Origin of the sequence: Marinobacter sp. NFXS9, from assembly GCF_040148665.1 — a bacterium.
GTDB classification, from domain to species: domain Bacteria; phylum Pseudomonadota; class Gammaproteobacteria; order Pseudomonadales; family Oleiphilaceae; genus Marinobacter_A; species Marinobacter_A mangrovi.
Genome location: NZ_JAGDDW010000001.1, coordinates 537965 through 552135 on the forward strand (window position 1 = coordinate 537965; position 14171 = coordinate 552135).

A 14171-nucleotide genomic window follows, 5' to 3' on the forward strand; every position below is an offset into this window, starting at 1 on the left:
AACGACACCCCTTCAGAGCAACGGCTGGCGGGCGATCAGGTAGATGTCCATGATCCAGCCGTGCTGCTCTCTCAGCGCGGCCCGACGGGCTTTGATCAGCGGACTGACATCCTGCAGCGGACCGTCGATCAGGCACTGCTTGTCCATCCCCAGATAAGCGCCCCACCAGATCCGAAGCCCCTCGGGCGGCAGCGCGTCGAAAGCACCGCCGCTATCGAGCATCACGGCTACGGACGCAGCATCATCCGGCCAGCCCCGCTCGCGCAGACGGCGACCGGTGGTGATGTGCACCGGTTCGGCCAGCGCGTTCAGGGGAATCCGATGGGCAGCGGTCAGCACCTGCAGACTGGTAATACCCGGTACAACATCCACATCGACCGCTCGTCCTGCACGCGCCAAACGATCGGCAATACGCAGACTGCTGTCATACAGGGATGGGTCGCCCCAGATCAGCAGACCCACGCGGCCCCCCTCAGTCAGGTGCTCGGCAATTTGCGCGTCCCAAACCCGGGCAATCGCCGCATGCCAATCGTCGACGGCCTCGAGATAATCGCCACTCGCCGCCCGCCTGGGGAGATCGAACTCAACCACGCGGGCGCCGGAGTCGTTCGTCAACAGGGTGTCACAGAGCAGCCGCCGCAGATCCACCAGGTCGGACTTGGCGTCGCCCTTGCGGGGCAACAGAATCAGATCCGCGTCGTTCAGGGCGCGCACCGCGGCCAGGGTCACGTGATCCGGGTTGCCGGTGCCAATGCCGATGAGGGACAGGTGAATCATTGGGGTTCCCCTTCCCCGCCGAACTCGGTACCCGCGAAGGGTGAATCCGCCGACTGGGGTCGAAAGCGGCGATCATACCCGACGGCGTAGAGGCTGCTTTCGGAGAAATCCTCGGTGCCCAACGCCGGGCCAACCAGAATCAAGGCGGTCCGGTTCATGGACGAATCCATTACCGCTTCGATGGTTGCCAACGTTCCCCGCAGCACGCGTTCATCCGGCCAACTGGCTCGCCAGACAATGGCCACCGGACAATCGGCACCGTAATACGGCGCCAGATCCTCAACCACTTGCGACAGGTTATGGATCGACAGGTGAATCGCCAGTGTGGTGCCCGTGCGGGCGAAGTTGGCGAGGGTTTCACCCACCGGCATGGCACTGGCCCGGCCGGGTGTCCGGGTCAGCACCACGGATTGCGCCACGCCCGGAAGGGTCAGCTCCTGACCCAACGTCGCGGCAGCCGCCGCAAACGACGGCACGCCGGGCGTGATCTCGTAGGGAATATCCAGAGCCCGCAGCCGCCGTAGTTGCTCACCCAGTGCCGACCAGACCGAGAGATCGCCCGAGTGCAGGCGCGCCACATCCAGCCCCGCGTCATGGGCGGACTGGATTTCCGCGATGATCTCATCCAGGGACAGGGGCGCCGTGTTGATGATCCGCGCCTCCGGCGGGCAATGCGCCAGTATCGCCTCAGGCACCAGCGAGCCGGCATAGAGGCAAACCGGACAGGACGCGATCCGGTCACGGCCGCGTAGGGTCAGCAGATCGGCCGCGCCGGGGCCGGCCCCAATAAAATGGACGGTCATGGTTCAACTCCTTCAGCCATGGCAGCGGTGGCCATACGGTCACTGGATATCACACGTGGGCCCAGTAAACGGCTGCCGGCGCCGGCACCGAGCTGCGCGACGGCTTCCGCCACACTGCCCACGCCTTTCGCTTGCTGACTGGCCTCTGATTGGGTCAATGTCACGGCGCCAGAAAGCTCGTGATCCGCGACCGGGATAACGGGTAATGACAGAGCTCGCCCCAAAGCCTCAACCCGTGGCAGCATGGATTCGGCCGCTGCCAGGTGATCGACCGCTCCATAGCGTTCAATCAGTTGGACCAGCGCTTCTTGCAGGGCCGATGCATCAGCGTCCTGACGAAACCCGAAACCCGCCACCTTCATCGGGTCACCCGCCACTGCACGATGGGATAGCTGCCCTTCCAGCCCCGGCGGGTGCCGATGGGCGCAGCGTGGCTGAGCTCCAGCCGCAGCAATTCGCCGCCCCGGGACGCTTGCCATTGTGCCAGCAGGGTTTCGGATTCCAGCGTCACTGCGTTCGCGACCAGGCGCGTGCCTGACGGAAGCCTCTCCCAGAGCGTCGCCAACAGGTTGTCCGATAGACCGCCGCCAATAAAGACGGCATCCGGCTGTGGCTGATCCGACAACGCCGCCGGTACGGCTCCCTCAATGACGTTTAGCCAATCCACACCCAGCGCCTCAGCGTTATGGCGGGCGCGGGCGGCCCGTTCGGGAGAGCGCTCAAACGCGACCGCCTGATTCTGTGGGTGCACCAACAACCATTCGATGGCGACCGAACCCGAGCCGGTGCCGATATCCCAGAGTCTTTCGCCAGCTTTGGGTGCCAGGGCCGACAGGGTCATGGCCCGTATGGATTGCTTGGTGATCTGGCCGTCGTGTTGGAAAAAGTGATCGGGTAAGCCCGGCGTCAACGGTATGGCCGCGCCCGTGCCGCGAATGGCCAGGCCAACGGCAACCGGATGGGCGATATCAAGCGGCAGCTCCCCGTCGGCCGCTGCCGAGCGTACCCGTTCACGCTCACCGCCCAGCGATTCGAGTACGTGCATGGTGGTGTGCCCGAAGCCCCATTGGCTGAGCTTGTTGGCCAGTTCTGCGACGGCGCCCCCATCGCGAACCAGTACCAGCAAGCGACGCCCCGGCTGCACGTTCGGGCGGATGCGGTTCAGTGGTTTGGCGTGAAGCCCCAGGCAGGTGCAATCCTCCAGGGACCAGCCCAGACGGGACGCCGCCAGACTGAACGTCGACGGCGACGGCAGCGCCTCCCATTCGTCCCGGGACAAATGCCGCGACAGCGTGGCCCCGGCGCCGAACCAGAACGGATCTCCCGAGACCAGCATCACCACCCGCCGACCGCGTTCGACCAACAAGGGTGGGATGCCCTCGGCAAAGGGCACCGGCCACTCGCGGACCTCGGTGTTCATCGAGGGCAATACCGACAGATGCCGGCGTGCGCCGTAGATCAAATCGGCCTCGCCCAGTGCCCGCCGGCTTGCCGCAGAGAGCCCGCTTATGCCACTCTCCCCCCAACCTACGATTGTCAGCCAGGGAGCGCGCTCAGCGTCCGTCATCGTGAAAGTCCTGATTCTTGGTGGAACCACCGAAGCCAGTGCCCTGGCCCGGGTTGTTGCCGAAAGCGGCATCCCCGCCCTGTTCAGCTACGCAGGCCGCGTGGCCAGCCCCCGACCACAACCGGTAGAAACCCGTGTGGGCGGTTTCGGCGGTGTTGACGGCCTGGCCAGCTTTCTCCTGGACAACCGCATCACCCACCTGGTCGATGCCACTCACCCGTTTGCCAGCCAGATGAGCCACAACGCCGTGGCGGCAGCGGATCGAACCAGCGTACGCTTGATGGGATTGACTCGCCTGCCCTGGACGCCGGTGCCGGGCGATCAGTGGCAGCACGTGCCCGATATCGAGGCTGCCGTCGATGCCCTGGCCGGGCCTTCCGAGCGGATCATGTTGGCGATCGGTCGCATGCACCTGGACGCCTTTGCCCGCCAACCGCAGCATCATTACCTGTTGCGATTGGTGGACACACCTCAGGCTGCGATTCCGCTGCCCTATCACACCGTCACCGTCGATCGTGGGCCGTTTACCGTCGACGGCGATCGCGCGCTGCTTAAATCCCACGGCATCGACCGGGTGGTCTGCAAGAACGCCGGTGGTACGGGCGCCGATGCCAAGCTCATCGCCGCCCGGGAACTCGGCCTGCCGGTGCTGATGATCGATCGCCCGGATCCGCCGCCGCGGCAGGAAGTCCACACGGTGGACGATGTGTTGGCCTGGCTGGGTCACGACGCCGACCTGGGCGTGTAAAGCAGCGGCTGGCCCTCGCGCTTGATCAGCCGTGTCTGGCTGGATCCGACAATCACCAGCGTGCGCATGTCGGCCATTTCTGGTGTGGCCTCTCCCAGTGTGGTCACCCGCAAACTCTCTTCGTCGGTGGACACCGCCCGGGCAAACAGAATCAGCCGGTCCGGACCGCACACCTCCCGCAGCAACGACAGGGCCTCGGCAAAACCGTCCGGCCTCGCCCGCGAGCGGGGATTGTAGAAGGCCATGGCAAAATCGGCTTCCGCGGCCAGACACAGGCGTTTTTCAATCAGCAACCAGGGTTTGAGGTTGTCGGACAGGTTGATGCAGCAGAAGTCGTGGCCGAGCGGTGCTCCGGCCCGGGCACTGGCGGCCAGCATCGCAGAAATACCAGGCAGCACGCTGATGTCGAGGTGCTTCCAGTCGGGATCACCGGATTCCAGCGCCTCGAACACCGCCGACGCCATGGCAAACACACCCGGATCACCGGATGACACGACGACCACGCGGTGGCCATCGGCAGCCATCTGCAGCGCGTGTTCGGCCCGACGAATCTCTTCCCGGTTGTCGGAGCCATGACGCACCAGCCCTGGCCGGGGTGCCACACGCTCCACGTACGGCAGATACCCGACGACGTCGGTGGCTTCCGCCAGGGCAGCGGATACTTCCGGTGTCATCATCGACTCGGCGCCGGGACCCAACCCGGCGATGGTCAGCCAGCCGCTCATGGACGCCTCCCGTTTCCGTGAATCAGCAGAATGGAAAAATAAGGGGCCGTATCCCCGGCCTCACTGAAGGGAATCACCCGCTCCCTGGACATGGCCGCGTATTCGATCAACCAGGCCTCGCCCTCTCGGCCGGCGGTTGCCAGGGCCCGCCGGACTTTGGCCAGGTTGCGCCCGATCTTCATCACCACCAACGCGTCGGTCTGCGCCATGCGTTCGGCGAGCGTCGCTTCTGGCAGAGTGCCCATGGCCACGGTCATAACGTCATCGCCCCAGGTAATGGGCTGGCCGGTGGCGGTCCAGGCCGCAGACATGCCGGTAATGCCGGGCACGACGTTCACCGGCACCGCGTCCAGCAGCCGGGTATAGAGGTGCATGAATGAGCCGTAGAAGAACGGATCGCCCTCGCACAGCACCACCACGTCATGCCCGGCCCGGGCGATTTCGATCAGCTGGGCGACGCTCTTTTCGTAGAAGGACGAGAGCAACGCGTTGTAGCGAGGGTCGTCGAAGGGAATCTCGGTGGTCACCGGATATTCCATGGGCAGTTCGACCGCTTCCGGGTTCATCATCCCATCGACGATGCTGCGCGCGTGGCCGGTGCGTCCCTTCTTACGGAAATAGGCCACGTGGGATGCCTGCCGGATCAGCCGGTCGGACCGCACGCTCATCAGATCCTGGGCTCCCGGGCCGAGCCCCACGCCGTAAACAGTGCCTTTGGTCATTTTGGTCATTCGGTTCGATCCGCGATGGCGTTGATGGCGGCGACCGTGACGGCGCTGCCGCCCAATCGGCCGCGTACGATGCAGCACGGCACCGGCGCGGTTTCCCAGAGAGCTTCCTTGGATTCGGCCGCCCCGACAAAGCCGACCGGGCAACCGATGATCGCTGCCGGTTTCGGGCAGTCCGGGTCCTCCAGCATGTTCAGCAGGTGGAACAACGCCGTCGGCGCGTTGCCGATCGCCACGACCGCCCCCTGCAAATACGGCCGCCAGAGTTCCAGCGCCGCCGCTGAGCGGGTGTTGGCCATTTCCCGGGCCAGCCCGGGTACGCGCTCGTCGTGCAAGGTGCAGATCACGGGATTGTCCGCCGGTAACCGTTTGCGGGTGATGCCTTCCGACACCATGCGGGCGTCGCAGAGGATGGGGGCGCCCTGCTCCAACGCTGCGCGGGCCCGGTTGACGGCATCACCATGGAAATGGATGTGCGGCGCCAGCTCCACCAGCCCGGCCGCGTGAATCATGCGGACCGCGACCGGCTCCTCATCAGTCGAGAACCGCGCCAGTTCGGCCTCGCGCCGGATAATGGAAAAGGACTCCCGATAGATGGCCGGGCCGTCGGTTTCATAAACGTGAGGCATCAATGCTCTCCAGGTAATCGCAAACGTCGGATGGCTCCAGGTCGGTCGCGGTGGGCAAGCCGTCTGCACGGCCATCCAGAATCAGGTCAAAGCGGCCATTGCGCCCGGTCAGGCAAATCGGGGCCGGCTGATGGGCCGCGCAGCCTTTGCTGCAGCCCGATACATGCAGGCGGCCGCCGATACGGCGGCTGAGGTCGGCTGCCAGTTTCTGTGTGGCCACGCTGGCTTGCTCGCAATACGGCGCCCCAGGGCAGGCATCGACCGACAGGCGACGGTCGGTGTCATCGCTGATCAGGCCTTCAAGGGTTTCGGGCATCGCGCCTTCCAGTATTAATCGACGCCAGGGAGTGACCCTGATCGAATCTGCATCGGAGCGTTCCAGGGCAGCTTTCAGCACCGAAGCATGGATGCGACCGAACGGCAGGCCAAAGACGTGCCCCAACGGATGGGCGCCCAGGGACAACGGCTCAATGGTGTCGGCCGGCGCGGCGGCTTCCGGGGCCAGGTCCGGCAGCGGTTGGTGGTGTCGTCGTACTCGGCCAGCGGCGTTCCCGCCACTGTCGACAAACCAGTGCGCCAGATCGATCATCAACGCCACAGCGTGTTCAACGGATGTCACCGGGGTGCCCCGGCGTCGACCATCGGCGCGGACCAACAACCGGCCATCGGCGGTTCGCTCGAGTCGGAAATCAGCCGGGACCGCGCTCAGTTGCGGCGCGGACCCGGCGTCCATTGCGAACCCCACTTTTCCGGGGAGTTCCGGTAGCTCGCTCAGGCGAACCGTCAGCAACCGGGCTGCCCTATCGGTGGCGTCGCCCTCCTGCCAATCGGGGGCCAGGACGATATTGCGTCGGGATTCGGTAGCCGGATCCGGATCGACCAGACCGTGGGCCGCCAAATTCGTCATCAATGCGGGCCAGGCGTCTTCAGTAATGCCCCGAAGCTGCAGGTTGGCGCGATTGGTGAGTTCAATCAGCCCCGAACCCTGCGTCTCAGCCGCCTGGCAGACGGCCAGCAGCTGTGTCCGGGTCAGGCGCCCATGATGGGGCCGGATGCGAACCAGCAGGCCATCGCCGGACGCCATCGGACGCCAGGCGCCGGGGCACCAGCCTTTTACCTGCGCTTCAGCGGCCATGGGCACCCCCTTCCGCAGCGGTGGCGGCCGGTGCCGCTTCCTGTGCCTCATCGATATCCAGCAGAAGATCCTGTAGCGCCTCGGCGTGCGCTCCCGGCGATTCCCAAAGTCCCCGTTGGGTGGCTTCCAGCAGGCGCTCCGCCATTTCTTCCAGCGCTGCCGGGTTGTGGTCGCGAAGGAACTGCTGGTTGGCCGGGTCGAGCACCAGCGCGTCGGTGACCTGGGCGTACTGGTAGTCGGCCACCAGATCCGTGGTCGCGTCGTAGGCGAACAGGTAATCGACGGTGGCGGCCATCTCGAAGGCGCCCTTGTAGCCGTGCTCCCGCATGGCCTCGATCCATTTCGGATTGAGTACCCGGGAACGGATCACACGGTTGAGTTCCTGGTTCAGGGTTCGAATGTGTGGCCGCGCGGGGTTGGCGTGGTCGGCGTGGTAGATCGCCGGCGCCTGGCCACTCACCGCCCGGCTGGCGTTCGCCATGCCGCCCTGGAAGGCGTAGTAGGTGTTGGAGTCGAGGATGTCGTGCTCGCGGTTGTCCTGGTTCTGCATCACCGCGTCCAGCTCACCGAGCTGCCGTTCAAATGCCTCTCGCGCTTCGACGCCGCTGTCATCCGTTTGGCCGTAGGCGTATGCCCCCGACTTGAGGTAGGCATTCGCGAGATCGTCAGCGGTGTTCCAGTGGCGGCCGTCGATCAGGCGATTGAGCCCGGTGCCGTATTCGCCGGGCTTGCTGCCGAAGACCCGGTAGCTGGCCTGGCGAAAGGCGCCCTCTTCATCGACGCCTTCGGCCATCAGAGCTTGTTGGCGCGCCTGGACGGCGTCACGAACGGTGTTGTCCTGACCGGGCTCCTCGTAACGGGCCACGGCCTGCACCGCGGCGTCGTAAAGTCGGATCACATTCGGGAAAGCGTCGCGGAAAAAGCCCGATACCCGGAGCGTCACGTCCACCCGCGGACGCTGCAGCAGCATGGTGGGAATCACCTCAATATCGATCACCCGTTGCGAACCCGCGGACCAGACCGGACGAACCCCCATCAATGCAAACGCCTGGGCGATGTCGTCACCGCCGGTACGCATGGTGGCCGTGCCCCAGATCGAGAGCCCCAGACGACGGGGAAAATCCCCGTTGTCCTGCAAATAACGCTCGATAAAGGCCTGGGCGGATTTCTCTCCCAACGACCAGGCCGCCGGCGATGGAATGGAGCGATTGTCGACGGTGAAGAAATTCCGTCCGGTCGGCAGCGTATCCAGGCGGCCGCGACTGGGGGCGCCACTGGGACCCGGCGGCACGCTGCAACCGGACAGGCCGTCCAGCAGGGACTGGATTTCCAGCTCCGTACCGCGCTGCATCGACGCGAATACGGTGTCCCGGGCAAAGCGGAGTTGGATCGCCGTTGACGGATAGTCGCCGGCCAGCGCTTCGGGCTCACCGTCGCCGAGGACCGCATCGTGAACCAGTCGCTCCGCGAGTTTTTCCAGCCGCTCCCGGGTATCGGCAACCGTTCGCCAGGGCGCTTCATCGAGACGGAAAAGCGCTTCGGGCTGCGGCCCGGTCCAGGCTTCCGCGCCAGCCGCCAGGGGATCGAAGTCGCCCAGCCCAAGATCGGCAGCGAGGTTATGGAGCAGCCCCCGTTCGGCGACGGATTCACCTCTGGGCAGGCGCAGGATGGCGACCAGCGTGCCAGCCAGCTTATCAGGCTCGGGTAAGGTCCCCAGCACGTGGAGGCCGTGGCGGATCTGCGCTTCCTTGATGTCGCACAGGTACGTGTCCAGCTCGTTGAGCAGCGCTTCATCGCAACCGATGTCGATGTCCTGCGCCAACTCCCGGTCGATGCCGTTCGCCCGCAGATGGTCGACAATGCGACGGCGCAGCACCTCTTCCCGGCGGGGATCCATGCCCAGGGCCTGGTAGTATTCGTCGGTCAGTGCTTCCAGTTCGGCCATCGGCCCATAGAGCTCCGCCCGGGCCAGCGGTGGCATCAGGTGATCGATGATCACGGCCTGGGAGCGACGTTTGGCCTGGGCGCCCTCGCCCGGATCGTTGACGATAAACGGATAGAAATGCGGCAGTGGCCCCAGGGCAATGTCCGGCCAGCAGTCGGCCGACAGCGCGGTGCTCTTGCCCGGCAGCCACTCCAGGTTGCCGTGTTTGCCCACGTGGATGATGGCATCCACCCGGTAGAACTCACGCAGCCAAAGATAGAACGCCAGATAGCTGTGAGGCGGGACCAGTTCGGTATCGTGGTAGCTCTGGGTCGGATCGTCGATAAAATCCCGCTCCGGCTGGATGCCGACAAACGTCTCGCCAAGGCGGATGCCTGCGATCATCAGTCGCCCCTGGCGGTACTTGGGATCGTCCGCGGGTTCGCCCCAGCGCACGCGGACGCTGTCCTGCAACGCCTGGGGCAACGTTTGGAACCAGGCCAGATAGTCCTCGACGGCCAGGCTCTGCCAGCAGGGCCGAAGGTCGATGGACCCGGGTTGGTTGGTGACGGCGCCCTGCAGTTGTTCAATCAATGCATCGCCGCTCGCCGGGAGCTCTTCAATGGGATACCCGTCAGCCGCCAAGGCCTGCAGGATCCGGACTGTGGACGCCGGTGTGTCCAGCCCCACGCCATTGCCGATGCGACCGTCCCGGTTGGGGTAATTGGCCAGCACCAGGGCTACTCGCTTGTGGGCATTCGGTTTTTTTCGCAGCGCGGCAAAGCGTCGTGCCAGTTGGGCAACGAATCGGGCCCGCTCGGGGTGCAGCACGTGGCGAATCACGGACAGCTGACAACGGTCGCTGAAATGCGCTTCCGCCTTGAAGCCGATCGCCCGGGTGATGATGCGCCCATCCATCTCCGGCAGCACCACCTGCATCGCCACATCCCGGGATCGCAAGCCGCCACTCTGGTCGACCCAGTCCTCTTCGGTGCTGCTGGACAACATGGCCTGGAGGACCACCGGTCGCCCGGTAAAAAGACCTTCCGGCTCGGCCCCACTCGATAACACGGTATCGTCCGGGCTGCGATTGACCGAAAACCCGGTCGTATTGACGATCAGGCTTGCGCCGGTGTGCTCAATCAGGTGATTCACGAAGGCGACACAACGTGCCTCCTTGAGCGATGCCACCGCCACAGGTAGAGGCTCCAGCCCTTCCGTCCTGAGCGCGTCGATCAGACCGTCCAGAACGGCCGTATTGGCGCCCAGAAGATGGCTGCGGTAGAACACCAGCAAACACACGGGGCGATCCGGGGCGCGACCGACCTGCCATTCCCTGAGGGTCGTTTCCTGGCCGACGGTTCCAGGGGCGTACAACAATGCTTGCGGGACGGCACGGGGCTCTCGCCAGTCAAGATCCAATCCCAGGCAACGCTCGCCAATGAACCGCAGAAGCTGCTCGGCGTTGTCGGCGCCGCCTTCCCGGAGAAAGCGCCAGACGCGATGGACGTCCTCATAAGGAATCGTCGACGCATCCAGCAGTGCATCGTCCGGGGCGTCGCACCCCGGTACGACGATCAGCTGCCGCCCGGCTTTCGCTTCGGCCCAGACCTGCAATCGCTCGAAGCCATAAGGCCAATACGCGCTGCCGCCCAGCAGGGAGACGATCACCAACTGCGCCCCTTCAAGCACGCGATCCTCGTAAAGATCGTAAGCAGCGGGTTTGACCAGGTTCATCCAGTTCGCCAGCCGTACCGACGGATAGCCTTCCCCCAGACGATCGACTGCCAGCGCCAGCGCCGACAGACTACTGTCGGCGGCGGACAGGATGACGATATCAGCCGGGGTCTGCTGCAGATCGACGATACCCTCATCGTCGACGAAGCCTCCGGGTTTGGCGGCGAACAGGTGCATCAGGCGGTCGCTGCGATCTCGGTTGACGCCAGCGCGCTACGAAGCGCATCGGTGTCGAGGTGTTTGCCGATCATCACCAGTTGCGTGCGACGCGGCTCTTCGGCGCCCCAGAGACGGTCAAAATGACGGTCCAGTCGCTCCCCGACTGCCTGCACCACCTGGCGCAGGGGCTTGCCCGGAATCGCCGCAAACCCTTTGGCCCGATAGATTTCGTTGTCTTTGAGCAGCTGCTGCAAGGCCCCGGCAAACGCTTCGGTATCCACTTCGCCCAGGCTGATGACGCAGGAGTCGAAGTGGTCGTGGGCGTGGTCGTGATGGGCGCCTTCGGCGTGGTAGCGATCGTGATGGTTGTCGATGCGGTCGATGTTGTCTTCACTGGCCGCACCGATGCCCATCAGGGCTTCGAGTTGCGCGGTGTCTTCAGCCAGCGTGGCCTGATCGATGAACAGCGACTTCACCGCCGGAGCCACCTGATTGCGAACCAGATCTTCCACCCGCTGCCGCTCCTCCGGGCTCAACAGGTCGGTCTTGCTGACCAGGACCAGATCGGCGGCACCGAGCTGATCGTCCAGCAATTCCCGCAGGCTCGGGTCGTGATCCAGGTTCTCGTCGGCGCGACGCTGGGCTTCGACCTTGTCTTCATCGCTGGCATAACGGCCCGCGGCCACGGCGGGACCATCCACCACGGTAATAATCGCGTCGACCGTGCAATGCTGGCGAACGTCCGGCCAGTTGAAGGCCTGAACGAGAGGCTTGGGCAGAGCCAGACCACTGGTTTCGATCAGGATGTGGTCGATGTCGGCACGGCGCTCCACCAGCTTCTTCATCACCGGCAGAAACTCCTCCTCCACGGTGCAGCAAATGCAGCCGTTGGCGAGTTCATAGATGCCGCTCTCCTCTCCTTCAACCGGCCGTTCGTCCTCGCAGCCGAGGGCGCAACTGCGCAACAGGTTGGAATCGATGTCCTGCTCGCCGAATTCGTTGACGATGACGGCAATGCGCTTGCCCGTCACCTGGCGCAGGATGCTGGCCAGCAGCGTGGTCTTGCCGCTGCCCAGGAAGCCGGTCACAACGGTGGCGGGAATCTTGTTCAGTTGCATCCTTGGCACTCCTCGGTTTCAGCGACGGTTGCAGGCTGTGGCGCGTCAGCGCCAAACAGCCGGGCAATGGCCGCCGGATTGTTCGGAAAAAAGAGGTGGAGATAGGTGGCCGTCAGCTGCCGCTGACGAAAAATCGACTCGCCCGGTGCCGGATGGCGCTGGCGGCGACCAAAGGCGATCGGCTCGGGTGTGCCCTCCGCGATGGAGCGATGATGGGCGTGGGCGCGCACCGGGCCTTCGGGCAGATCAGCCGTCTGCATGCCCTGGCAGCCACGCCGGCCGCGCATCCAGCCATCGCCGGGCAGCAGGCCCAGCATTGGGTGAGTCTGTCCGTCGTAATCGGTCAGGCTTTGCAGGCAATAAAGCAACCCGCCGCATTCCGCGAGTATCGGTTTGCCGGCCTCATGGAAAGCTCGAATGGAAGCCGCCATGGCCTGGTTCGTCGCCAGTTGCTGACCATGGAGCTCCGGGTAACCGCCCGGGAGCCACAGGGCATCGCAGACCGGCACCGCGGGGTCCGCTAACGGCGAGAAGAAGCGAAGCTCGGCGCCCATGGCTTCCAGCAGGTCCAGGTTGGCCTGGTAGATGAAGCTGAAGGCGGCGTCGCGAGCCACCGCAATCGTGCAACCCAAGAGTGACGGCAGGCTCTCTTCGTCGTCGATCACAGCAGCGTCAAAATGCACCGGAGGCTGGGCCAGCAGATACGCGGCCAGCCCATCGGCTTCCAGGGCCCGGGCGCCCGCATCGAAACGGGTTTCCAGGTCGTCCCGGATTTCTGTCGCCTGCACCAGCCCCAGGTGCCGCTCCGGCAACGCCATCTCCGCATTGCGGGCCACGCAGGCCAGCATGGGCACCGAATCCGGAAGCGCCTGTTCGATCAGCTCCCGATGGCGTTGTGAACCGCAGTTGTTGGCGATCAGTCCCAGGATGCGGACGTCCTGACGAAACCCGGCCAGGCCCGTCATCAGTGCAGCAGCGGTCTGGGCCATGCCTTTGACGTCCATGACCACCATCATGGGAATGCCAAAGCGGGCGGCCAGATCCGCACTGGACGGCTCGCCGTCAAATAGCCCCATAGCGCCTTCCACCAGGACCAGATCCGCCTGTTTGGCAGCTTGATAGAGGCGCTGGCGACAGTACGCTTCCCCGGCCATCCATAGATCGAGCTGGTCGACCGGTTGTCCAGAGGCCTGTTCCAGAATCTGGGGGTCCAGGTAGTCCGGCCCGGTCTTGAAGACCCGCACCACCTTGCCCTGGTTGCGGAGCAGCCGGGCCAGCGCGGCGGTGACCGTGGTTTTGCCCTGGCCCGAGGCAGGTGCTGCAATGAAGACCGCAGGACAACGGGCGCTGCCAGTGGTGCGGGGAGACTCCGTTGCACTCATCAGAATTCGATCCCGGCCTGGGCTTTGACACCGCCCCGAAACGCATGACGCTCGTCCTGCACCACACTGATGGTGTCGGCGATCGCCTGAAGTGGCTGAGCCATGGTGCGCCCGGTAATGATCACACTCTGGTTTCGGGGCCGCTGCTGAAGCGCGGCCACCACCGGTTCCGGATCCAGGTAGCCGTACTTGAACATGTAACTCATCTCATCGAAGACGATGAGCTGGTAAGCCGGATCCCGGAGCAGGTCAGCCGCAATCTTCCAGGCGGCCTGGGCCGCTTCGATGTCCTGCTCCCGGTCCTGGGTTTCCCAGGTGAAGCCGTGGCCCATGATGTGCCAGTCGAGGTTGGGGTGTTCCCGGAAAAAGCGGTATTCGCCGGTTTCCCGCCGTCCCTTGATGAACTGTATAACCGCCCCTTTCTGACCATGACCGAGAGACCGGGCCAGCGTCCCGAAAGCGGAACTGCTTTTGCCCTTGCCGTTTCCTTTGAGCAGGATCAGCACGCCCCGTTCCTCTGTGGCCCGGGCGATGCGGCCGTCCACCACATCCTTTTTCTTTTGCATCCGGCTGGCGTGTGTTGTGTCGCTCATAAGGCCTCCATGGCGGGCAGCGTCTGGTAAAGCGCGCCCAGTTGTTCAGCAATCTGCGGGCCGCGCCCTCGCTTGATGGCGGACTGTTCGGTGTCCACGACGACGCAGTCCCCCAGCCTGGGTAAATCCTGCAGGGGTTGACGCGT

Annotated in this window: 13 protein-coding genes; 1 reads left to right on the top strand and 12 read right to left on the bottom strand. The window is 64.7% G+C overall.

Annotated elements, in window-relative coordinates; all coding sequences use genetic code 11:
- Positions 1–12: 12 nt before the first annotated feature.
- The 4 genes from cobF to cbiE are packed head-to-tail and all read right to left on the bottom strand — an operon-like array spanning position 13 to position 3147.
- Positions 13–777: a precorrin-6A synthase (deacetylating) gene (cobF, locus tag J3364_RS02350; protein ID WP_349556375.1), complete on the bottom strand. Its 765-nt coding sequence runs from the start codon at positions 775–777 to the stop codon at positions 13–15.
- Positions 774–1580, bottom strand: a complete 807-nt coding sequence (gene cobM, locus J3364_RS02355) for a precorrin-4 C(11)-methyltransferase (protein WP_349556376.1) — start codon at positions 1578–1580, stop codon at positions 774–776. Before cobM ends, cobF begins: the two co-directional genes overlap by 4 nt.
- Positions 1577–1942, bottom strand: coding sequence for a cobalamin biosynthesis protein (locus J3364_RS02360; protein WP_349556378.1), 366 nt, complete (start codon positions 1940–1942; stop codon positions 1577–1579). The genes cobM and J3364_RS02360 overlap by 4 nt, the downstream gene beginning before the upstream one ends.
- Positions 1939–3147 carry a precorrin-6y C5,15-methyltransferase (decarboxylating) subunit CbiE gene (gene cbiE, locus J3364_RS02365; protein ID WP_349556380.1) on the bottom strand — a complete coding sequence of 403 codons (1209 nt, stop codon included), beginning with the start codon at positions 3145–3147 and terminating at the stop codon, positions 1939–1941. The genes J3364_RS02360 and cbiE overlap by 4 nt, the downstream gene beginning before the upstream one ends.
- Between cbiE and J3364_RS02370 the strand changes: the two genes are divergently transcribed.
- Positions 3089–3895 (top strand): cobalt-precorrin-6A reductase, encoded by an 807-nt coding sequence (locus tag J3364_RS02370; protein WP_349556382.1) that lies wholly within the window; start codon positions 3089–3091, stop codon positions 3893–3895. The two genes, cbiE and J3364_RS02370, sit on opposite strands and share 59 nt — an antisense overlap.
- On the opposite strand, the gene cobJ is transcribed toward J3364_RS02370, so the two are convergent.
- From cobJ to cobO, 8 genes are read right to left on the bottom strand one after another with little or no spacing between them, the layout of a single operon-like run.
- Positions 3871–4620: a precorrin-3B C(17)-methyltransferase gene (gene cobJ / locus J3364_RS02375; protein ID WP_349556384.1), complete on the bottom strand. Its 750-nt coding sequence runs from the start codon at positions 4618–4620 to the stop codon at positions 3871–3873. The two genes, J3364_RS02370 and cobJ, sit on opposite strands and share 25 nt — an antisense overlap.
- The gene (gene cobI, locus J3364_RS02380) at positions 4617–5351 is read right to left on the bottom strand and encodes a precorrin-2 C(20)-methyltransferase (protein ID WP_349556386.1); all 735 of its coding nucleotides are present in this window, start codon (positions 5349–5351) and stop codon (positions 4617–4619) included. The genes cobJ and cobI overlap by 4 nt, the downstream gene beginning before the upstream one ends.
- Positions 5348–5977 (bottom strand): precorrin-8X methylmutase, encoded by a 630-nt coding sequence (locus J3364_RS02385; protein WP_349556388.1) that lies wholly within the window; start codon positions 5975–5977, stop codon positions 5348–5350. The genes cobI and J3364_RS02385 overlap by 4 nt, the downstream gene beginning before the upstream one ends.
- Positions 5961–7112 (bottom strand): ferredoxin-like domain-containing protein, encoded by a 1152-nt coding sequence (locus tag J3364_RS02390; RefSeq protein ID WP_349556390.1) that lies wholly within the window; start codon positions 7110–7112, stop codon positions 5961–5963. The genes J3364_RS02385 and J3364_RS02390 overlap by 17 nt, the downstream gene beginning before the upstream one ends.
- Positions 7102–10950: a cobaltochelatase subunit CobN gene (gene cobN, locus J3364_RS02395; protein ID WP_349556392.1), complete on the bottom strand. Its 3849-nt coding sequence runs from the start codon at positions 10948–10950 to the stop codon at positions 7102–7104. The genes J3364_RS02390 and cobN overlap by 11 nt, the downstream gene beginning before the upstream one ends.
- On the bottom strand, positions 10950–12050 hold the full coding sequence (gene cobW, locus J3364_RS02400) for a cobalamin biosynthesis protein CobW (protein ID WP_349556394.1): 1101 nt from the start codon (positions 12048–12050) through the stop codon (positions 10950–10952). Before cobW ends, cobN begins: the two co-directional genes overlap by 1 nt.
- Positions 12041–13432, bottom strand: coding sequence for a cobyrinic acid a,c-diamide synthase CobB (locus J3364_RS02405; protein ID WP_349556395.1), 1392 nt, complete (start codon positions 13430–13432; stop codon positions 12041–12043). The genes cobW and J3364_RS02405 overlap by 10 nt, the downstream gene beginning before the upstream one ends.
- On the bottom strand, positions 13432–14025 hold the full coding sequence (gene cobO / locus J3364_RS02410) for a cob(I)yrinic acid a,c-diamide adenosyltransferase (RefSeq protein WP_349556397.1): 594 nt from the start codon (positions 14023–14025) through the stop codon (positions 13432–13434). Before cobO ends, J3364_RS02405 begins: the two co-directional genes overlap by 1 nt.
- Positions 14026–14171: the final 146 nt, after the last annotated feature.

Coding starts and splice junctions, on each gene's coding strand:
- cobJ (WP_349556384.1), bottom strand. CDS start 4,620: ATGAGCGGCTGGCTGACCATCGCCGGGTTGGGTCCCGGCGCCGAGTCG.
- cobN (WP_349556392.1), bottom strand. CDS start 10,950: ATGCACCTGTTCGCCGCCAAACCCGGAGGCTTCGTCGACGATGAGGGT.
- J3364_RS02405 (WP_349556395.1), bottom strand. CDS start 13,432: ATGAGTGCAACGGAGTCTCCCCGCACCACTGGCAGCGCCCGTTGTCCT.
- J3364_RS02390 (WP_349556390.1), bottom strand. CDS start 7,112: ATGGCCGCTGAAGCGCAGGTAAAAGGCTGGTGCCCCGGCGCCTGGCGT.
- cobO (WP_349556397.1), bottom strand. CDS start 14,025: ATGAGCGACACAACACACGCCAGCCGGATGCAAAAGAAAAAGGATGTG.
- cobF (WP_349556375.1), bottom strand. CDS start 777: ATGATTCACCTGTCCCTCATCGGCATTGGCACCGGCAACCCGGATCAC.
- cbiE (WP_349556380.1), bottom strand. CDS start 3,147: ATGACGGACGCTGAGCGCGCTCCCTGGCTGACAATCGTAGGTTGGGGG.
- cobI (WP_349556386.1), bottom strand. CDS start 5,351: ATGACCAAAATGACCAAAGGCACTGTTTACGGCGTGGGGCTCGGCCCG.
- cobW (WP_349556394.1), bottom strand. CDS start 12,050: ATGCAACTGAACAAGATTCCCGCCACCGTTGTGACCGGCTTCCTGGGC.
- cobM (WP_349556376.1), bottom strand. CDS start 1,580: ATGACCGTCCATTTTATTGGGGCCGGCCCCGGCGCGGCCGATCTGCTG.
- J3364_RS02360 (WP_349556378.1), bottom strand. CDS start 1,942: ATGAAGGTGGCGGGTTTCGGGTTTCGTCAGGACGCTGATGCATCGGCC.
- J3364_RS02370 (WP_349556382.1), top strand. CDS start 3,089: ATGCCACTCTCCCCCCAACCTACGATTGTCAGCCAGGGAGCGCGCTCA.
- J3364_RS02385 (WP_349556388.1), bottom strand. CDS start 5,977: ATGCCTCACGTTTATGAAACCGACGGCCCGGCCATCTATCGGGAGTCC.